The sequence below is a fragment of the Micromonospora sp. NPDC047730 genome (genome assembly GCF_043204765.1).
GTDB lineage: Bacteria > Actinomycetota > Actinomycetes > Mycobacteriales > Micromonosporaceae > Micromonospora.
This window is the reverse complement of sequence record NZ_JBIDCU010000007.1, coordinates 307,998-323,352: the sequence shown is the minus strand read 5'-3', so window position 1 is coordinate 323,352 and position 15,355 is coordinate 307,998. Positions and strand designations below refer to the sequence as shown.

Below are 15,355 nucleotides of genomic sequence, written 5' to 3'. Positions count from 1 at the left end.
GGGCCGCACGGCACACCGGTGATTCGGCGGGGTCGGGGGCGTGATCAGCGGCGCCGCCAGCGGATCGGCAGGCGCTTGACGCCGCGCTGGAAGTTCGAGCGCAGGTAGTCGGGTGGGCCCGCGTACGCGACGCTGGCGGTGCGGGCAAGCAGTTCCTGGAGCAGCGCACGGAGCTGGCACCTGGCCAGGTGCGCGCCGAGGCAGAAGTGCGGCCCGTGACCGAAGACGAGGTGCGGGTTGGGGTGACGGGCGAGGTCGAGTCGGTCGGGCTCGGCGAAGACCCGTTCGTCGCGGTTGGCCGACGCGAACGAGACCACCACCTTGTCCCCGGCCCGCACCGACACCCCGGCGACGACGGTGTCCACCGTGGCGGTACGCCGGAACACCATCACCGGCGTCCACCAGCGGAGCAGCTCGTCGACGGCGGTGTCGAACAGCGTTGGGTCCCGGCGTAGCCGCGCCATCTCCGCCGGATGCTCCAGCAGGGCGATCATCGCGCCGGGCAGGCCGTTGCGGACGGTCTCGTTGCCGGCCACGGCGAACAGCCAGAACATGTTCTCGAACTCGTCCACCGAGAGCCGGTCGTCGCCGCGGTGCGCCAGCAGGATGGACATGACGTCCTGTCCCGGGTTGCGGCGCTTCGACCCGGCCAGCAGGTGCGCGTACGCGTAGAGGTCGGCCATGCCGGCCCGGGCGCGCGGATCCGGCATCCGGCCGTCGGCGTCCGGCACCGGCCGGTGCCGCAGCGCCTCGCGGGCCGCGGCGGTGCCGGCCTGCGGGTCGAAGGCGGCGGACACGGCGTAGTCCGGATCCTGGAAGCCGATCACCCGGTTCGACCAGTCGTACAGCAGCCAGCGGTCGCGCTCCGGCACCCCGAGCACGTCCGCGAGGGTGAGCAGCGGCAGGTCGGCGGCGAGGTCGCGGACGAAGTCGCAGTTGCCCTCGTCCGCGTCGCCGAGCGCGCGTTCGACGAGCGCCGCCGCGTTCGCGCGGATCGACGCCTCCAGCGCGGCCACCGCGCGCGGGGTGAACGAGCGGGCGACCGGCCGGCGCAGCCGGCCGTGCTCCGGCGGATCCATGTTGAGCATCATTCGCCGGACGTAACCCAGGTCCTCCGGGGTCGCCGGGTCGCGGATCTGGGTGGCGCCGAGCGCCGACGAGAAGAGCCCTGGCTGCCTGAGCACGGCCGTCACGTCGGCGTGTCGGAGCACCAGCCAGAAGCCCGGACCGCCGGGCAGCCCGAGCAGCGGGGGCTCCTCGACCCACACCACCGGGCTGGTCGCGCGCAGCGTGGCGAGCAGGTCGTACGGAACGCCGTCGACGTAGGTGCGGGGATCGACCAGGGGCGCCGGATCGACGCTCACTGCCCGAGGAACTCCTCGAGCACCGTGACCAACCGCACCGGGGTCTCGTACATCGCGTAGTGCCCCGCGTTGGCGAGTACCTCCAGCCGGGCGTTCGGGTAGTGGCGCATCCAGGTCTCGCGTATCGTGTCGGCGCCCAGCGCCGGGTCGTGCTCGCCGACGACGGCGAGCGCCGGCACCTGGTTGCCCTTCACGTCGTCCGTGAAGTCGGTACGCGCCCAGGCCGTGAGGTAGGCGCCGAACGCCTCCCGGGTGCAGTGGTCGAGGGAGAACCGCACCATCTCGTCCAGCCAGCGGCCGGAGAGCCGGTTGCCGGTGGTGAGGTCGATGATGGCGCGCCGGTTGCCCGGGTTGGCGGCGGCGCCGTCGAACAGGGCCCAGCCCTGCAGGTCGAAGGGCACACCACCGGCCGGGACCGGGCTGATGCCGACGAGCCGGTCCACCCGCTCCGGCGCGTCGGCGAGCACCCGCTGGGCGGCGCTGCCGCCCATGGAGTGCCCGATCACCGAGAACGTGTCCCAGCCGAGGGAGTCGGCGAGGGCCAGGGCGTCACGGGAGATCTCGGCGATGCTGTGGTCGCCCGCGACGCTGGTGCGCGCACCGTAGCCCCGGTAGTCCAGGAAAGCCCAGGTGAAGCGCTCGACGTCGATCAGTTCCGGTAGCCAGCCCCAGCCCCGCGCCGACCCGAACCAGCCGTGTAGCGCCAGCACCCTGCGCGGCCCGTGCCCGACGGTGACCGGGCTCGCGTCGGAGTCACCGACACTGGTGTGGCTGATCGACATGACGGCGACCCCTTTCGCTGTTGCGGCGCTGCGACCGAAGTGAACAACCTGGAGCCGACAAGGTGAAGGCTGTCGTCGTGAAGGCGACCGTAGCCCGCCTCAGGTGGTGGCCCGCTGAAGCTCCGGCTCGTGGGCGACCGGCTCGGCGCCGGCCCGGCGGATGGGCGTGAACAGTCCGCCGACCGCGACCAGGAGACACCCTGTTCCGGCGACGAGAGCCACCGCGGTGACGCCGTACCGGCCGGCGGCCCAGGTCAGCACCGCGGCACCGGCCGGGCCGAGCGAGTAGTGCGTGCTCCAGAAAGCCGACGTGACCCTCCCGAGCAGGTGATCGGGCGTGATCTCCTGGCGCAGCGACATCGAGCAGATCCCGCCCACGCTGACGCCGCACAGGTATACCGCGGTCAGCACGGTGACGCCGTGCACGTCTCCGACGACGCCGATGCCGGCGATGGCGAGACCGCACATCGACACCGCGCCGATCCAGGTGACTCCGAAGCCACGCCTGCGGCGTAACGGCGCCGCCAGCAGCGCTCCGGCGATCGTGCCCAGCGCCGCCAGCCCGAGCACCGTGCCGACGGTGCCGTCGGAGCCGCCGAGGTCGTACTTGACGTGGTAGATGAGCACGTCGGTGAATCCGTACGTCAGGAAGATGAAGACCGACAGCAGGATGGTCAGCGAGCGGAGCACGGGCTGACGCCAGAGGAACCGGGCGCCGGCCAGGAACTCGGCCAGTCGCGTCTCCCGCCCCAGCCCGCTGCCGGTCCCTTCACCCTCGGCGGGCTGCCGGAGCCGGACCAGCCAGAGGCCGGCGGCTGACAGGGCGAAACTGGCCGCGTTGATGGCGATGGCCGCCGTGGGACCGAACCGGGCGGACACCACACCCGCGAGCAGTGGCCCGCCCACGGCCGCCGTCGCGTAGGTCGCCTGCAACCGCCCGTTGGCTTCGGTGATCCGGTGTCGGTCGACGAGGTTGCGTACCGCGGTCACCGCGGCGACCTGGAACACCATGCCGGCCGCCTCGCAGATGGGCAGGACGACGAAGAGCAGCCAGATCTGTGGGCCGGCGAGCCAGGCCAGGGGAACGAGGGCGTAGAGCACCAGGCGGGCCAGGTCTGCGGCGACCATGAGTGTCCGCCGGTCGTACCGGTCGACCAGGACGCCGCCGAAGACCCCCGCGCCGACGGAGGCGGCGCCGGCCACGGCCGTGAGCAGGCCCATCTGGGCGACCGACCCGGTCGCGTGCAGCACCAGCAGCGGCACCGCGATGTAGGCGAACGAGTCACCGGCGGCGGAGAGCGACTGCGCCGCCCAGTACGCGCCGAAGTTGCGGTCACGCCACAGGGGAGGCTGGGCCGGACCGACGCGTTGGCTCATACCCGGCGAGGATAGTCCCGCCACCCCGGCCAGGCTGGCGAGCCTGACGGCGGGGTGGGACACGGTGGACCGGGCGGTGTGGCGCCACCGGCGTACGCTGCCGCGATGAGCGCTCCCTCGCGCATCCTCATCTACGCGGTGTACGGCGCCGGCAAGTCCACCCTGGCGGCGCGGCTGGCCCGGCACCTGGGGTTGCCGTGGTACCCCGTCGACGACCTGCTCTGGGAGCCTGGCTGGGTCGAGGTGCCGGTCGCGCAGCAGCGCAGCCGGATCGAGGCGATCTGCCGACGCGACCGATGGATCCTCGACGGCGCATACCACGGGTGGCGGGACGTGGTGCTGACCCGCGCCGACCTGGTCGTCGGCCTGGACTACCCGCGCTGGTGCTCCTTCGGGCGCCTGTTGCGTCGCACCGTCCGCCGGTTGCGGACGGGGGAGGAGATCTGCAACGGCAACCGCGAGTCGCTGGGCAGCGTGCTGTCCCGGGACTCGATCCTGGTGTGGCACCTCACCGCCTTCGGCCGGGCCCGGCGACGGATGCGGGCCTGGCAGGCCGACCCGACCGGGCCGCCGGTGCTGCTGTTCCGCTCGCCGGCAGCCCTGGATCGCTGGTTGGCCGGCCTGCCCCGCCTGGGAGACGGGGCCGGCACGCCCGGCTCACGTCGTTGACGGCGGTCCACCGGTAGAGTTCGTGGCGGGGACGAGCAGGTGACACGGGAGGTTCACGATCTCCGCTCTCGACCACGTCGTGCTCACGCTACCGTTTCGCGGCACGTGGCTCGCGCGCAACAGTCCGGCCCGGCGCGTGCCGAGCCACGGCACCCACCTGTTCGCCACGACGTACGCCATGGACTTCGTCGCGGTGCGGGGCCGGCGCACGGCGACCACGCGGGACTGGCGCGCGCTGTTGGCCACGGAGCCGGCGGAGCGGTTCTTCGCGTTCGGTCAGCCCATCCTCGCGCCCGCCGCCGGCAGGGTGGTGTCGGTCCACGACGGCGAGGTGGACCACGTGGCGCGGCGGTCACCGCTCGCGCGGGTGCCCTACGCCCTGACCCAGGCGTCCCGGGCTCGCGGGGGCGCGGGCGCGCTCGCCGGCAACCACGTGATCCTCGAGCTGGCGGGCCGTCGCGGGTACGTCGTGCTCGCCCACCTGCGCGCCGGCTCGATCCGGGTGGGCGAGGGCGAGCCCGTGGCGGCCGGCCGGGAGTTGGCCGACTGCGGCAACTCGGGCAACTCCACGCAGCCGCACCTGCACATCCAGGTCATGGACTCCGCGGATCCGTTCGCCGCGCGCGGCCTCCCCATGTCCTTCCGGGACTACCGGGCGTGGCGTCGACCCGGCGGGCCGCCGGTTTTGGTCGAGCAGGGCATCCCCCACGAGTCGGAGGTCGTCGAATCGGTGTGACGCGCCGGGTCCGGATCGTGGGGGAGTGCCGCGGTGGCCTCAGCCCACCTTGGGCACGGCGCGGGAGATGATCGTGGCGAAGTCGACTCCGGGCGGCAGGGTGCCGAACGCGTGGCCGTGGTCCCCGCCGAGGCGCGAGGCGCAGAAGGCGTCGGCGACGGCGGGGTGGCCGTGCCGCACCAACAGCGAGCCCTGCAGGACGAGCGCCAGCCGTTCGACGACGCGGCGGGCCCGCAGCTCGAGGTCGCCGTGGTCGGCCAGGTCGGCCCGCACCCGTCGTACGGCGGCGTCGAGCCGCGGGTCGGCGCCGGCGGCCGTGGCCACCTCGGCCTGGAAAGCCTCCATGACCTGCGGTTCCTTGGCGAGGGCGCGCAGGACGTCCAGCGCGGCGACGTTGCCGGAGCCCTCCCAGATCGAGTTCAGGGGCGACTCGCGGAACAGCCGCGGCATGCCGGACTCCTCGACGTAGCCGTTGCCGCCCAGGCATTCCAGGGCCTCGGCGGCGTGCGTCGGCCAGCGCTTGCAGACCCAGTACTTGCCGATGGCGAGGGCGAGCCGCTTGAACGCGGTCTCGCCGGCGTCACCGCGCGCGGAGCGGTCGGTCGCCCCGGCGAGCCGCATCATCAGGACGGTGGCGGCCTCGGACTCGACCGCGAGGTCGGCGAGGACGTTGCGCATCAGCGGCTGGTCGGCGAGGTACCGGCCGAAGGCCTGCCGGTGGGTGGCGTGGTGGACGGCGGTGAGCACGCCCTGGCGCATCCCGGCCGCCGCGCCGATGACGCAGTCGAGGCGGGTCAGGTTGACCATGTCGATGATGGTGCGTACGCCACGGCCCTCGTCACCGACGCGCCAGGCCAGCGCGTGCTCGTACTCGACCTCCGCAGAGGCGTTGGACCGGTTGCCGAGCTTGTCCTTCAGGCGCATCAGCCGCATCGGGTTGCGCGTGCCGTCGGGGAGGACCCGCGGCACGAGGAAGCAGGTGAGCCCGCCCGGCGCCTGGGCGAGGGTGAGGAAGACGTCGCACATCGGCGCCGAGGTGAACCACTTGTGCCCGAGGAGCCGGTAGGTGCCGTCCGGCTCCGGGCGGGCGGTGGTGGCGTTGGCGCGTACGTCCGAGCCGCCCTGCTTCTCCGTCATCGACATGCCGGCCAGCAGCCCCCGCTTGCCGAGCGGCGCGCGCAGCCCGAAGTCGTACGTCGCGGCGGTGAGCAGCGGCTCGTACCGTGCGGCCAGCTCCGGGTCGTGCCGCAGCGCCGGCACCGCCGCGTACGTCATGGAGATGGGGCAGCCGTGCCCGGCGTCGGGGCGCCAGGTGTAGAACTTGGCGGCCCGGGCTACGTGTGCGCCGGGCCGGTCGTCCGCCCACGGCGCGGCGTGCAGCCCGTGCGTGACCGCGGTGCGCATCAGCTCGTGCCAGGCCGGGTGGAACTCGACCTCGTCGATCCGGTGGCCGTAGCGGTCGTGGGTGCGCAGGACCGGCGGGTGTTCGTTCGCCAGCCGCCCGTACTCGATCGCCTGCTCGGTGCCGCCGATCCGGCCGAGCTCGTGCAGCTCGGCGGTGGCCCACCCGGCGCCCTCCCGGGCGAGCCCGTCGAGCAGCGCCGGGTCGTCCGCCGCGTCGTAGCCGGCCAGCGGGGGGACCTGGTTGCGGACCTCGTGCGTCGTCACGGCGACACTCCAATCGCGCGGTGGATGAACGTGATCAGGCTGGGGATGGTGCTCGGGCCGGCGACCCCGGCCGCCAGCGGGCCGACCATCGCTTCGGCCAGGGCGCCGACGAGAGCGGTCGCGGTCAGCTCCGGGTCCTGCGGGGGCAGCTCACCGCTCGCCACGCCGGCCGCGACGTAGCCGGCGATCAGTTCGGCGTACGCCCGGCGGAAGACGAGCCGCTCGGCGTCGACCGCCGGGTCGACCGGCTCGACGAGCAGGGCGTACGCCAACCGCGGGGACTGCAGCGCGCGGCCGGAGAACGTCTCGATGACGGCGGACACCTGCGCGGCGACCGTGGGCTCCAGCGCTGCCGCGCGCGCGACCGCGTCCACCTCCCGCTGGGAGGCGGTGCGGAACACCTCGGCGAACAGGTCGGCCTTGGTGGGGAAGTGGCGGTAGACGCTGCCGGTGGCCATGCCGGCCCGCTCGGCGACGGCGGCGATCGAACAGCCGGCGTACCCGTGCCCGGCCATGATCTCCAGGGCGGCGACGATGATCCGGTCGCGGGACGCGCTCAGCCGAGCTTTCACACGGTCGGTGCTCCGGTAGACCACGCAAGAATTGAACCATCATTCAAACCTTGGTCACAAGGTGGCGGCAGGCGTGGAGGACCTCCTGCACCGGGCCCTGCGGCTGAGCCGGGAGATCGGCTACCGCCGCGCGGAGGTCTGCGCCCACATCGGTCTGGCCGCGGCGCACCGGGCGGCCGGGCGGGAGGCGGAGGCGGCGCGGCACGCCCGCCTCGGCGAGCAGCTCGCCCGGCGCTCCGAGCACCTCCTTGCTCGCCCGTCAGGCCCGGGACGTGCTGGCCGACGGCGGGCGGCTGGCGTCGGCGAGCTGACCGCCGAGGGGCCGCCGGTCCTGATGCGGGCCGCCGGGGTCACCGTTCTCCATCGAGGTGGCGAAGGCGATGTCGCGGCGGGAGACGGGCCGCAGCGAGGAGCAGGACCGGAGCGCCGTCGTCCTAGACCGGCACGACCGCGAGGGTCAGGGCTTGAGGACGACCTTCACGCAGTCCTCCTGCTTGTTCTTGAAGATGTCGTAGCCGTGGGGCGTGTCGTCGAGCCGCATGGTGTGGGTGATGATGAAGCTCGGGTCGATCTCGCCCTTACGGATGCGTTCCAGCAGCGGCCGCATGTAGCGCTGCACGTGGGTCTGGCCCGACCGCATGGTCAGCGACCGGTTCGTGAACGAGCCCATCGGGAACTTGTCGATGAAGCCGCCGTACGCGCCGATCACCGAGATCGTGCCGCCGTTGCGGCAGCTCAGGACGGCTTCCCGAAGCGCGTGCGGTCGGTCCGTCTCCATCTTGAGCGCCTGCTTGGCCTTGTCGTACGCGTGCAGCGCCGCCGAGGCGTGATGCCCCTCCACGCCGACGGCGTCGATGCAGGCGTCGGGCCCGCGCCCGGCGGTCATGTCCCGCAGGGCGTCGAGGACGTCGGTCTCCTCGTAGTTGATCGTCTCCGCGCCCGTCTTCTCTCGCGCCATCGCGAGGCGGTACGGGAATCGGTCGATGACGATCACCCGTTCCGCGCCGAGGAGGAAGGCGCTGGCGGCGGCGAGCTGACCGACCGGCCCCGCCCCCCAGATAGCGATGACGTCGCCGCGCTCGATGTCGCACATCTCGGCGGCCATGTAGCCGGTCGGCAGGACGTCGGACAGGAACAGCACCTTCTCGTCCGGCAGGTCGTCCTCGACCTTGAGCGCCCCGACGTCGGCGTACGGCACGCGTACGTACTGCGCCTGGCCGCCGGCGTAGCCACCGAGCAGGTGGGAGTAGCCGAAGACGCCCGCGGGCGAGTGACCCATCGCCAGTTCGGCGACGGCCGCGTTGGGGTTGGAGTTCTCGCAGATGGAGTAGAGGCCGTTCGCGCAGGCGACGCAGTTGCCACAGGCGATCGGGAAGGCCACCACGACCCGGTCGCCGACACCCAGCCCGTCCCGGACGCCGTGGCCCAGTTCCACGACCTCGCCCATGAACTCGTGGCCGAGCACGTCGCCCTTCCTCATCGCCGGGAGGTATCCCTGGAGCAGGTGCAGGTCCGAGCCGCAGATCGCGGACGACGTGATCCGCACGATCGCGTCCCGGGGGTTGATGATCTGCGGGTCGGGCACGTCGTCGACGGATACCTTGTTCGGGGCGACCCAACAGGTGGCTCTCATGTGCTTCCTGCCTTCTCTCGACCGGTCAGCGGGTCGGCAGCGGCTGGGCGGGGCGCTGTTTCAGCTGTTGCTGGACGCTGCTGCCCTGTGGGCTGCCGTCGGACTTCGTGATCTCGCCGGTCTCGATGACCTGCTTGAACCGCCGCAGGTCGTCGCAGGTCTGCTGCTGCGGGCTCTCACCGAACATCTTGGCCACCATCGCGCCGAACCGCCGGCCCGGCACCGAGTACGTCAGCTCGACATGGACCTCCGTGCCGCGTCCGCCCGCCGTCGGCCTGAACCGCACACACCCGGAGTTGGGCACCTGCGCCCCCGCCACGGAGCGCCACCTGATCAGCTCGCCGGGGCGGTCGTCGACGACCTCCGCCTCCCACTCGACGCTGCCGCCGGCCGGGGCCTTCGCCGTCCAGCGGGAACGCCGGTTGCCGGCTATCCGCACCGACTTCAGGTGGTACATGAACCGTGGCAGGTTCTCGAAGTCGTGCCAGAACCGGTAGGTGTCCTCGACGCTGCGGTTGACCGTGATCGACGCCTCCACCTGGTTGTCGCCCGTCATCCGTCGGCCCCGGGTGACCCGTACCGCGGTGTAGAGGTCGACAGCGGTGATGCCGGCGAGCGCCCAGGTCGTGTAGCGCAGCCGCCGTCGCCGCTCATCGTGGCGGTTCCGCAGCGCCCGGCCGCTGGCGGCGAGGTCCATGATGTCGCCGGCGACCCGCGTCCACGCCCCCCACCCCGCCCGGCGCGGAATCAGCAGCGCGGCGGCGTGCCCGAACTCCCGCACGCCGGCGATCCGCAGCACCGTCCGGGCCGTACGCGAATCGTCGATGCCGCACATCCGGCTGACCTGCGGCCGGGCGCCGAGCGCCGCTGCTCCGAGGCCGACACTGGCCCAGCCCAGGAGCCGCGCCAGCCTTTCGGACCTGCGGTCCTGGCTCGCCCGTTCGATGCCGAGGCTGTCCGTCAGCGATCGGACGCCCATGGTGGTTCTTCCTGCCATCTATCTCGCTCCACTTCCGGATCGGTCCCAGGCGGCGATCAGCCCGCTGCCGCGCACGGGCCAGGTCCGCTCGCCTCGCACCCGGTGCACGGGGCAGCACCCTGCCGCGCCCGTCTTCCCGGAAATGTCGAGATCACGCCCGGGAGGGGAGCGTCACCCGGTGCCGCCGGGCAGGATGGGCACGTGTACATCGAGCCGGTCGACTGCGCGCCCGAGCAGGCGTTCCCGCGAGCGATCCTGCGGCAGCGCTGGGAGGACCTCGCCTTCCTGCACTGGGCGGTCGCTCCGGAGCTCGTCGCGCCGCTGCTGCCGGCCGGCACCCGCCCGGACACCCTCGACGGGCTCAGCTATGTCGGCCTGGTCGGCTTCCGCATGGTGGGGCTGGGCCTCGGCCGTGGGCCGGGGGTGCCGTACCTCGGCAGCTTCTGGGAGACCAACGTCCGGCTCTACTCGGTCGACGGCGCCGGCCGGCGGGCCGTGGTGTTCCGCTCGCTCGACGCGTCCCGGCTGGTCCCGGTGCTGGCTGCCCGGGCGACCCTGCGGCTGCCGTACATGTGGTCGGCGATGCGGCTGGACCGGGACGGCGACCGCTACACCTACCGGTGCCGGCGTCGCTGGCCCGGTCCGCGCGGTGCGACGAGCCGGATGGTGGTTCGGGTGGGTGGGGCGATCGCCGAGCCGACCCCGCTGGAGCATTTCGTCACCGCCCGATGGGGGTTGCACACCCGGGCGTACGGTCGCACGCGACACCTGCCGAACTGGCATCCCCGCTGGCCGCTGCACCGGGCCGAGCTGCTGCACCTGGACGACGAGCTGGTCACCGCCGCCGGGCTGCCGGCGCCGACCGGGCCGCCGGCCAGCGTGCTGTATTCCCCCGGCGTGCCGGTCCGGTTCGGCCCACCGGCCGCCCTGCCCCCGTCTCGCTGATCACCGGCCCGCATCGCTGTGGGCGGCGCGCACCCATCAACCGGGTGGCCAACGGCACCGCCGACCCGAACACCCGGCGGGCGTGCGCCGTACGCCGTCCGTCCGGCGCTAGGGTCGGGCCCTATGCGGACGAAGCAGGAGCTGAGCGCGGCCATCCGGCGGGAGCGGCGGGCGGTGCTGGTCGTCAATGCCCACTCCCGCCGGGGCCGCCAGCTTTACGAGGAGACCCGGTCGCGGCTGGTCGCTGCCGGGTTCACCCTGCTCGGCACGTACCCGGTCGACCGGCCAGCCGAACTCGAGCAGAGCCTCGCCGACGCCGCCGACCTCGGGCCGGACCTCCTGGTCGCCGGCGGTGGCGACGGCACGATCGGCACCGCCGCGCGCCTGCTCGCCCACCGCGACATCGCGCTCGGCCTGCTGCCGCTGGGCACCACCAACAACTTCGCGCGTACGGTGGGCATCCCGCTCGACCTCGACGCGGCGGTCGCGGTCCTCACCGACGGCAAGGTGATCGACGTCGACCTCGGACTCGTGGGCAACATGCGGTTCACCAACCACATCGGCATCGGCCTCTCCGCCGACGTGATGCTCAGGACACCGCCGCGGCTCAAGCGGGTCATCGGCCGGATCGCGTACCCGATGACCGCCCTGGCGCTGCTGACCCGGCACCGGCCGTTGCGCGCCGCCGTACGCGCCGAGGGACGGCGGCACGAGTTCCTCACCCACCAGCTGTACGTCGCGAACGGCGGCTTCCACGCGGGGCGGCCCATCACCGCGGACGCGGACGCCGACGACCGGCTGTTGGTCGCGTACCCGGTGGGTGGCCCGACCCGCCGCGGACTGCTGCGGGACACGGCGCGTAACGCGGCCACCGGCCATCGCCGCACCCTCGTCGACGAGCCGTTCCTCGCCGTACGCGAACTCTGGCTGGAGACCGACCGGCCGGCGCCCGTGGAGGTGGACGGGGAGCCGTACGGCGAGACCCCGATCCGGATCGGCCTGGACCCCAACGCGCTGCGCGTCATGGCCGCCGCCGACAGCCCGGACCGCTAGGCGACGCCCGGGACCGCGCAGGCCAAAACACCACACGACCAGCGTGGGCAGCCGATGAGAGAGCGACAGCCCGGGCGCCTAGACCGAGCCTCGCCAGACACCGGTCACAGGGCAAGTGAACAAGCAGTCGCGACCGAACGCGCCGTGCGGGCGCGGAGCCTCGGGCGAGCTGTCGTACGCGCGGTCGCGTCAGTCAAGCGCGCGATGTATCGGGGAGGACGGCCGAACGGGCTCATGCGGCTGATGAACCAGCTCGATGTCCTGGTGTACGGGGCTCGGTGGTTGTCGCCGCGCCACGCTGCCGTGCTGAAGGTGCTGGGGCGTCACAGCGGCAACGTCACCTCGCTTCCGGTCGCTGTCACGGCCTACCGTCGTGCCGAATACCTCGTGTCGATGCTCGGGCCGGATGCGAACTGGGTGCGGAACGTCCAGGCGGCGGGCGGTAGGGCCGCGCTCCGCCGTCGGGGTCGCGAGACCCCGATCCTGCTCGAGGAGATCGCGTCCGAGCGTCGCGCCGAGATCCTCCGCCGCTACCTCGCCGCCGCGCCTGGCGCACGGGCGCACCTGGGGCTGGGGCCGGCAGCCCCCTTGCCGGAGTCCCGCCGGATCGCGCCTCGTCACCCCGTGTTCCGAATCCGTGAATGCCCCGTTCGTGCCCCCACGTGAGAGGTGGACGAGTGAGCGACAGCGCCTCGCGTCCTCGTCGCCTGTCAGCCGGTCGAGCGCGGCCTACGCCTGCTCGGTCCACAGGCGCGGTCGGCGGCCGGCGTCTCCTTTCCGGTGCCGCCGTCAGTCGACGGCAGGTCTGGGCCGACCGCCGTCGTCGGCAAAGTGCGGCAGGACCATCTCGACCAGTGCCGCGACGTCAGCGTCGGTCATCGGCTCGCCGGTCATGCCCATCCGGTGGAGCAGGGTCCCGACGACGACGTCGATGAGGAGCAGGACCCGGTTCTCCGGCTCGCCGAGGGCTTCCTGGAGCGCGAGCCGGTACGGCTCCTGCAGCCGCGCGGACAGGATCTCGCGCAGGGTCGGATCGCTGACGGCGTCACTGAACACGCCGGCGAACGCGTCGCCCACCCCGGGCTCGCCGATCTTCGCCGCGATCCAATGGATGGCCGAGGAAACGAGCTGAGCTCGACTGCCGCTCGCCACCGGCACCGGGCCGAACGCGTCGAGGAGGCAGTCCACGACCAGCGCGCCCTTGGACGGCCAGCGACGGTAGATCGTCGTCTTCGCGACGCCGGCCGTGGCGGCGATGCGGTCGACGGTGGCGCGCGCGTAGCCCAGCTCGTGGACGGTGCTCAGCGTCGCGGTGAAGACGGCGGCGTTGACGCCGGTGCGCGGACGGCCGGGCGGCCTGGCGGATGTGGTCCCAGGGGTCATGTTGACACGGTAGCCGATTACGCTACCTTAGGTATCGATACTCTCGGTATCGAAACCACAAAGTGTCGAGGAGAACCATGAGCGAGGTCACCGCGGAGCGGGCGCCGCTGGGCATCCGGCTGATGCAGGCCCTGGGCAAGGAGCCGGACTGGTCGGCGATGACGGCCGAGGAACTGGTGGTGCTGCGGGAGGCGGTGAACCGTAAGCGGTCGTCCCGCCTGGCGCGGCTGATCACCGGGTTCCCGGACCGCGGCGTCACGATCCAGTGGCAGGAGGTCGCACTTCCCGGACGCAGGCTCCGCGTCCGGACGTACCGGCCGTCGCCCGGGCGCGAGGGCGAAGGCGCCGCCCGGGCCGGCCTGCCACTCGTGCTCCATGTTCACGGAGGCGGATTCGTGGGCACGGCGGTGCAGAGCGACTGGGTGAACAGCCACCTCGCCGCGCGGCTACCCGGGCTCGTCGTGTCGGTCGAGCATCGGCTCCTCGATCCTCAGACTCCGCTGCAGGCGGCCGTCGACGACGGCTGGGACGTGCTTCTGCACGTGGTACAGCACGCCGCGCAGTGGGGCATCGACCCGGCCCGGATCGCCGTCTTCGGCGAGAGCACCGGCTCGATGGTCACCGCCCTGGCCGCGATACGGGCCAAGAAGTCCGGCCCGCTCCTGCGGGCACAGGTGCTGGTCAACCCGGCCGTTGACCTCACCGCGGCGGGGTTCGAGCACGCTTCGATGCACGAACACGCCAACAGCCCGACCCTCACCATGCCGCAGATGCGGCTGTTCCAGCGGCTCGCCGTGCCGCCGGGAACGGATCCTCGCGCGTTGTCGCCGCTGTATGCCGACGACCTGAGCGGGCTGGCCCCCGCGCTCGTCGTGGTGCCGACCCTGGATCCGGTGGCCGATCACGGCCGCCGTTACGCCGAACGACTGCGGGCGGCCGGGACCGCCGCACGGCTCACCGAGTACCCCGGAGCCACGCACGCGTTCCTCAGCATGCCGGGCGTGGTACCCCAGGCCAAGGCCGCACGAGCGGAGATCACCGAGTTCCTCCGCGGGGGCCTCACCGGGTGATCGCCTCGGCCGGCCGGTTTCTGTTCCACGTCACCGCCGCCATGGCCCACATGGCCCGGGCGATCGACACAACCGGCTGGCCGACCCGGGGTACGGCCATCGGCGCGACCGCCGGCCTGGTCGTGAGGAGAGATCGATGAAGACGGGAGAACGATGAACGCCTCGGACCTTGCCCCGGTGGGGGAGCGGTCTGCCCCACCACCAATGAGGGACGCCGAGCCCGCGGCGGAACAGACCGTGACGCGGCTGCTGCGTCCGCACCTCTGGAGTTTCGCCGCCAGCTTGTCGGCTCCGCTGAGCCGCCGTGGCGGATGGGTTGGTGGTCCGCTCCTTGTCGCGCTGGCCAGCCGTGGCGTCCTCACCCGCCGAAGAGCGGATGCTGAAGTCACCGACTGCACCGACGGGACCGGGCGGCTATCCGAAGCGGTCAGCCAGCTTCGTCAGCCTGGTGACGTACGCCGGCCAGTCATAGTCGTGAGGGATGTTGGTGTTCTCCCGCCGCAGGCCGATCGCCGTGTCGTGCTGCTCGCGCATGATGTCGGCGTGACCGGCGTGACGAGCGAGGTCGCAGGTTACGTGGACGATGATTTTTTGAAGCGTCACGTCCTGTCCACCTGGCCGCCACCACGACACCCGCCCCGGCGCGTCGAGCGGTAGCTGTTCGATCGTCTGATCCACGAACACCCCGACACGGCGATACAGATCGATCAGCCCATCCTTCGTCTCCTCCTCCCGCGCGTACCAGTCTGCCTGCGGGTCCTCCTCGAACGCCTGCATGGGGACCAGTTCCTCAGGCGTCGGGAATTCGCGCCCGAAGGTAGGCCCGAAGTAGCCGGCTTCGACATTGAGGCAATGCTTGACGACTCCCAGCAGGTTGTTGCCGGTCGCGGTGCGGGGCAGTCTGGCCTCGCGTTCGCTCAGCCCGTCGAGCTTCCAGATCAGGTCTTCGCGAGCCGCCTGCAGGTAGTGGTGTAGCGCAGCCTTCGCATCGCCCAAGTCAGCCATGCCCGCCAGTGTTCCGTATGCGCCGGGCATCGTGCGAGGTGTCGCCTGCGAGATCAGCGCTCGGCTGGAGCGGTCGGGCATCCTCGTCCGTAGCCGCCGAGTGGGCGCTACGTACGGTC

15 protein-coding genes are annotated in these 15,355 nt (G+C 72.3%); 6 read left to right on the top strand and 9 right to left on the bottom strand.

Going from position 1 to position 15,355, the window contains the following annotated elements:
- Positions 1–44 precede the first annotated feature (44 nt).
- The 3 genes from ACGF5G_RS19085 to ACGF5G_RS19075 form a co-directional block, all read right to left on the bottom strand.
- Positions 45–1,364 carry a cytochrome P450 gene (locus ACGF5G_RS19085; protein WP_393264371.1) on the bottom strand — a complete coding sequence of 440 codons (1,320 nt, stop codon included), beginning with the start codon at positions 1,362–1,364 and terminating at the stop codon, positions 45–47.
- Complete coding sequence (locus ACGF5G_RS19080) at positions 1,361–2,146, bottom strand: alpha/beta fold hydrolase (RefSeq protein WP_393264369.1); 786 nt, start codon at positions 2,144–2,146, stop codon at positions 1,361–1,363. Before ACGF5G_RS19080 ends, ACGF5G_RS19085 begins: the two co-directional genes overlap by 4 nt.
- Before the next feature lie 99 nt (positions 2,147–2,245).
- The gene (locus ACGF5G_RS19075; protein ID WP_393264366.1) at positions 2,246–3,523 is read right to left on the bottom strand and encodes an MFS transporter; all 1,278 of its coding nucleotides are present in this window, start codon (positions 3,521–3,523) and stop codon (positions 2,246–2,248) included.
- Positions 3,524–3,628: 105 nt separating this feature from the next.
- On the opposite strand from ACGF5G_RS19075, the gene ACGF5G_RS19070 reads away from it, so the two are divergent.
- Complete coding sequence (locus ACGF5G_RS19070; protein WP_393264364.1) at positions 3,629–4,192, top strand: adenylate kinase; 564 nt, start codon at positions 3,629–3,631, stop codon at positions 4,190–4,192.
- A 136-nt stretch (positions 4,193–4,328) separates the two neighbouring features.
- Entirely contained in the window at positions 4,329–4,928 is a 600-nt protein-coding gene (locus ACGF5G_RS19065) for a M23 family metallopeptidase (protein ID WP_393264362.1), read from the top strand.
- Positions 4,929–4,967: 39 nt separating this feature from the next.
- Here the strand turns inward: ACGF5G_RS19065 and ACGF5G_RS19060 are convergent, their stop codons facing one another.
- The 4 genes from ACGF5G_RS19060 to ACGF5G_RS19045 form a co-directional block, all read right to left on the bottom strand.
- Positions 4,968–6,596, bottom strand: a complete 1,629-nt coding sequence (locus tag ACGF5G_RS19060) for an acyl-CoA dehydrogenase family protein (RefSeq protein ID WP_393264360.1) — start codon at positions 6,594–6,596, stop codon at positions 4,968–4,970.
- Positions 6,593–7,168 carry a TetR/AcrR family transcriptional regulator gene (locus ACGF5G_RS19055; protein WP_393264357.1) on the bottom strand — a complete coding sequence of 192 codons (576 nt, stop codon included), beginning with the start codon at positions 7,166–7,168 and terminating at the stop codon, positions 6,593–6,595. The genes ACGF5G_RS19060 and ACGF5G_RS19055 overlap by 4 nt, the downstream gene beginning before the upstream one ends.
- 457 nt (positions 7,169–7,625) lie before the next feature.
- Positions 7,626–8,801, bottom strand: coding sequence for a zinc-dependent alcohol dehydrogenase (locus ACGF5G_RS19050; protein ID WP_393264354.1), 1,176 nt, complete (start codon positions 8,799–8,801; stop codon positions 7,626–7,628).
- A 25-nt stretch (positions 8,802–8,826) separates the two neighbouring features.
- On the bottom strand, positions 8,827–9,798 hold the full coding sequence (locus ACGF5G_RS19045) for an SRPBCC family protein (RefSeq protein WP_393264352.1): 972 nt from the start codon (positions 9,796–9,798) through the stop codon (positions 8,827–8,829).
- A gap of 183 nt (positions 9,799–9,981) precedes the next feature.
- On the opposite strand from ACGF5G_RS19045, the gene ACGF5G_RS19040 reads away from it, so the two are divergent.
- The 3 genes from ACGF5G_RS19040 (at position 9,982) to ACGF5G_RS19030 (ending at position 12,444) form a co-directional block, all read left to right on the top strand.
- Positions 9,982–10,725 carry a YqjF family protein gene (locus ACGF5G_RS19040; RefSeq protein WP_393264350.1) on the top strand — a complete coding sequence of 248 codons (744 nt, stop codon included), beginning with the start codon at positions 9,982–9,984 and terminating at the stop codon, positions 10,723–10,725.
- 123 nt (positions 10,726–10,848) lie between these two features.
- A complete protein-coding gene (locus tag ACGF5G_RS19035) occupies positions 10,849–11,778 on the top strand; it encodes a diacylglycerol/lipid kinase family protein (protein ID WP_393264348.1) in 930 nt (309 codons plus the stop codon).
- A 243-nt stretch (positions 11,779–12,021) separates the two neighbouring features.
- The gene (locus ACGF5G_RS19030; RefSeq protein ID WP_393264345.1) at positions 12,022–12,444 is read left to right on the top strand and encodes a nitroreductase family deazaflavin-dependent oxidoreductase; all 423 of its coding nucleotides are present in this window, start codon (positions 12,022–12,024) and stop codon (positions 12,442–12,444) included.
- Positions 12,445–12,567: 123 nt separating this feature from the next.
- On the opposite strand, the gene ACGF5G_RS19025 is transcribed toward ACGF5G_RS19030, so the two are convergent.
- Positions 12,568–13,161, bottom strand: a complete 594-nt coding sequence (locus ACGF5G_RS19025; RefSeq protein WP_393264342.1) for a TetR/AcrR family transcriptional regulator — start codon at positions 13,159–13,161, stop codon at positions 12,568–12,570.
- A gap of 77 nt (positions 13,162–13,238) precedes the next feature.
- Here ACGF5G_RS19025 and ACGF5G_RS19020 point away from each other — a divergent pair, with 77 nt between their 5' ends.
- Positions 13,239–14,231 (top strand): alpha/beta hydrolase, encoded by a 993-nt coding sequence (locus ACGF5G_RS19020; protein ID WP_393264339.1) that lies wholly within the window; start codon positions 13,239–13,241, stop codon positions 14,229–14,231.
- Between the two features lie 414 nt (positions 14,232–14,645).
- On the opposite strand, the gene ACGF5G_RS19015 is transcribed toward ACGF5G_RS19020, so the two are convergent.
- Complete coding sequence (locus ACGF5G_RS19015) at positions 14,646–15,236, bottom strand: DinB family protein (protein ID WP_393264459.1); 591 nt, start codon at positions 15,234–15,236, stop codon at positions 14,646–14,648.
- Positions 15,237–15,355: the final 119 nt, after the last annotated feature.

Coding starts and splice junctions, on each gene's coding strand:
- ACGF5G_RS19080 (WP_393264369.1), bottom strand. CDS start 2,146: ATGTCGATCAGCCACACCAGTGTCGGTGACTCCGACGCGAGCCCGGTC.
- ACGF5G_RS19075 (WP_393264366.1), bottom strand. CDS start 3,523: ATGAGCCAACGCGTCGGTCCGGCCCAGCCTCCCCTGTGGCGTGACCGC.
- ACGF5G_RS19070 (WP_393264364.1), top strand. CDS start 3,629: ATGAGCGCTCCCTCGCGCATCCTCATCTACGCGGTGTACGGCGCCGGC.
- ACGF5G_RS19050 (WP_393264354.1), bottom strand. CDS start 8,801: ATGAGAGCCACCTGTTGGGTCGCCCCGAACAAGGTATCCGTCGACGAC.
- ACGF5G_RS19045 (WP_393264352.1), bottom strand. CDS start 9,798: ATGGCAGGAAGAACCACCATGGGCGTCCGATCGCTGACGGACAGCCTC.
- ACGF5G_RS19035 (WP_393264348.1), top strand. CDS start 10,849: ATGCGGACGAAGCAGGAGCTGAGCGCGGCCATCCGGCGGGAGCGGCGG.
- ACGF5G_RS19030 (WP_393264345.1), top strand. CDS start 12,022: ATGAACCAGCTCGATGTCCTGGTGTACGGGGCTCGGTGGTTGTCGCCG.
- ACGF5G_RS19025 (WP_393264342.1), bottom strand. CDS start 13,161: ATGACCCCTGGGACCACATCCGCCAGGCCGCCCGGCCGTCCGCGCACC.
- ACGF5G_RS19020 (WP_393264339.1), top strand. CDS start 13,239: ATGAGCGAGGTCACCGCGGAGCGGGCGCCGCTGGGCATCCGGCTGATG.
- ACGF5G_RS19015 (WP_393264459.1), bottom strand. CDS start 15,236: ATGGCTGACTTGGGCGATGCGAAGGCTGCGCTACACCACTACCTGCAG.